3 protein-coding genes are annotated in these 3,584 nt (G+C 32.2%); all 3 read left to right on the forward strand.

The window, feature by feature from the left end:
• Window positions 1–90 precede the first annotated feature (90 nt).
• The 3 genes from ABD730_RS13025 (at window position 91) to ABD730_RS13035 (ending at window position 3,391) form a co-directional block, all read left to right on the forward strand.
• Window positions 91–309, forward strand: a complete 219-nt coding sequence (locus ABD730_RS13025; protein ID WP_154366969.1) for a hypothetical protein — start codon at window positions 91–93, stop codon at window positions 307–309.
• Between the two features lie 383 nt (window positions 310–692).
• On the forward strand, window positions 693–1,496 hold the full coding sequence (locus ABD730_RS13030; protein ID WP_344715243.1) for a hypothetical protein: 804 nt from the start codon (window positions 693–695) through the stop codon (window positions 1,494–1,496).
• A gap of 149 nt (window positions 1,497–1,645) precedes the next feature.
• Window positions 1,646–3,391, forward strand: coding sequence for an ATP-binding protein (locus tag ABD730_RS13035; protein WP_344715245.1), 1,746 nt, complete (start codon window positions 1,646–1,648; stop codon window positions 3,389–3,391).
• Window positions 3,392–3,584: the final 193 nt, after the last annotated feature.

The following is a 3,584-nucleotide window of genomic DNA, read 5'->3' on the forward strand; positions in this document are numbered from 1 at the left end:
ATTTTAAACCCGAAAAGCAGTTGATCTTTAAGACGCTACTTTTCATATACGCGCACCGTTGCCAACAATTGAGGAAAATCAGAACGCTGAATGAAATTAATCTTTAAACTTCAAATATTTGTAGTCCATTTATGGTTTTTAGTTTGTACATATTTAATGCTGACTAAAAATGACAAACCTGATTATATTGGAAAAACAGAACCTGATAAAACGGAACTCTATGAAATTTTATTTTATATCTCGTTAGCTATTTTAGTGGCTTTTTATATTTCAATTTTAGGAAAAAAATTATTGAAAAAATCAAAATAAATTCTGACTCAAATGTGGAATGAAAAGCAAAACGGAATTTGAGCAAGTTTGCGGAATTACCAATCAAACGGAATTTATAAACGTAGCGAAAAACGAACTGAATGAAGAAAATCACTTTTGCGAAATTTAGCAAGTTGCGGAATTAAAAAATATTGACTAAAAAAATATGGTGGAAATTGTAGCTAGTTTGTTATTATCGAATTTTTTTGAATTTTAAGAAAGTAAAAAAACGAAAAAACAACTGTTGGCAACAACGTGTATAAAAAATTGCTAAATTAGTGCTTAACCAAAGGTCGTTGCATTTTTGTTACGTCTGATTTTCCTTCGGAAAATCCTCGCACACAAAAACGCAACTTTCCATACACAAACACGTTGCCAACAATATGAAAAACATCCTGCTAATAATAACCCTTTTATTATTTCAATTTGGAAAAAGTCAAGAAATAGATTTGTCCGATTGGAAAATTGACAGTATACCAACTAGCTTTATAGAATTGAATGAAGCCAGTAACTCAAAGTATCGTTGGAGTTTCAATAACTTAAAAGATACAATAACAATTGTAGAAAACAAATACACAAGAGTTAATGGAGACGTGTTGCCTTTCTCAATTGATAGTGTAAAGAACATAAGCGGAACAAAATATATTAAATCTGTATTTAATGGTTATTTGATTGGATATAATCACGGCGAATTTGGAGGAGGTTTAAAATTTGTTTCAATTTATAACGATTATAACTACACATTGGAACTAATCGACAAAAATGATGAATGGAAATATCCTTACATCCCAAAGAATGTATGCGACATTTTTGAATTTAATGACAAAATCTATGCAACTAGAGGTTTGGCACAAATGATAGACGGAAATGGAGGTCTTTATGAAATTATCTTCAAAGATGGTAAATGGAATTATAAATTCGAATCAAAACTGCCAGGAACACCAGATATTACTTTTGTGCATAATAATTCATTATATATTATTACAACACAACATATTTTAAGATTTGATGAAAACGGAAAAATGACTACACTTTTAAAATCACCAATTTATTGGGGCTATTTATATCCAACAAATTCGTTTATAAAGAAAAATGACATTTATTTAGCAATGCGGAAAGGAATTTTAATAATCAGAGATTTTGAGTCTGAACCGAAATACGAATGGCATACTAAAAAAATACTGTAGGCAACACCGTATATAATTTATTGCTAGTTCTAGCCTACTTACGAAAATCCTCGCGGATTTTCTATTCGGTTTTTATTTGCTAAATTACGTGCTAAACCACGCAACAAACCATATACAAACACGTTGGGGCACATGTAAAAAACGAAACCATGAGTAAACAAGCATTCTTCAAAGTAGACACCAAATTAGCCGAACTGTTAGGTGAAACGTATCGTTCGACCGAAGATGCTATTAAAGAACTTATCGACAACGCATATGATGCGGACTCTGAAAAGGTTGAAATTTTCTTGCCAAAAGAATTGACACCAGACCCGAAAATAATTGTTGCTGACAATGGTTCAGGCATGAAAGAAAATGAAGTTCGTTCAGAATATTTAAACGTTGCTAATAGTCGGACAAGTAGAAAAGGTGATACGACATTCAAGAAGAAACGAAAAGTAAAAGGCAGAAAAGGTATCGGTAAATTCTCAGGTCTTATGGTCGCTGAAATAATGCAGATTGAGACTTTTTCTAATGGAGTAAAAACAACACTTAAAATTAATAAGTCCGAACTTGCTAAAGGAAATTATGACCTTGAAAAAGTGCCTTTATTCATAGAGACAGAATCTTGCGACAAAGAAAAACACGGAACTATAATAACTCTGTTTGGACTTAATCAAAACTTAGATTTTCCAAATCCAACTAGACTAGGCGAAATTCTTATGTGGGACTACGGTCGGGAACATGATTTTGAACTTTTCATTAACAATGAAAAGCTAGGAGTTGAAGACTTAGCTGGTAAAACTTATGAAAAGAAAATTATTCACGAAGGAAAGGAAGCTGTTTTAAAATATACCATAACACCAAAGCCAATAAAACAAGCAGGAATTGTAACAAGAGTAAATAACAAGATTATTGGTCGACCTCAAAATCTATTAAATGATGATGATTTAATTCCCAAGAAATTAAAGAATCGAATTTATGGCGAAATAATTTGTGATGATTTGGAAGACGATGTTACAGCTGATCATGGTGCTATTATTGAGAATAGCAAACTCTATAAAACTATTCTAGACGATGCCACTAAAAACGTTAAAAAATCTGTTGATGAAGTTTTTGCAACAGACATGAAAATGGCTAGAGCCAGGTATCAAAGGAAAATAAATAAAGAACTATCAAAGCTTCCCGAATTTAAGCAACCATTCGCCAAAAAGGCATTATACAAGACTCTTGAAAAGTTCTATGGCGAAACTGAAGACCGAATAAATACTGTAATTTCAGTTATGGTTTCTGCAATGGAAAAAGACCATTATTGGGATATCGTTTCAAATATCAAAGAAACTGAAAACCATGATATAGAAAAATTTGCGGGTGCTCTTTCAGAATTCGGGCTTTTAGAAATGAGTATTGTCACGAGTCAAGCAATTAATAGACTAAAATACTTGGATGAACTTTCCATTCTCATACACGACCCAAAGACATTGGAAAAACATATTCATGAAGCTTTAGAGAAAAGTACTTGGATTCTTGGAGATGATTATTCCGTACTCTTTTCTGACACTAATTTGAAGACTGCTATTAAAAACATGCTTGATAAAAAGTATAAGGGTAAAAACTCTAAGAAACGACCAGATTTATTTCTTTCAAGGACAGTCAGTCGAAGATTACTTCTTATAGAATTTAAAAGACCAAATTTCACGTTAACTAGAGATACAGAAGCCCAAGCAGTAAAATACAAAGACGAGTTAGCAGAATATTTTGGCAATCAACCCATAGATATAATTCTCATGGGTGGGAAGATTGACAAAACAATTAAATCCGTTCAGTCAGATATTATTTATATGAGTTATTTGGACTGTATAAGTTCAGCAAGGAATCGACTAGAATGGATGTTAGAAGAATTGAAAAAAGAATAAAACACGATGCCCCAACAACGGCTATACGTAATGCGGGCAAAAGTGCTAATATGAAAGTAATTACAATAAATAAACAAACTGCTAAACGGAAAGTGAAGTGCCTTGAAATCCCGCACTACGCATAGCCAAGACCGTTGTACGCAATATCCCAAAAATGCGGAAAATGAAAATGAACAATATATGAATTATAAAA

This window comes from Winogradskyella damuponensis (assembly GCF_039538385.1).
In the GTDB taxonomy this organism is placed as follows: Bacteria; Bacteroidota; Bacteroidia; order Flavobacteriales; family Flavobacteriaceae; genus Winogradskyella; species Winogradskyella damuponensis.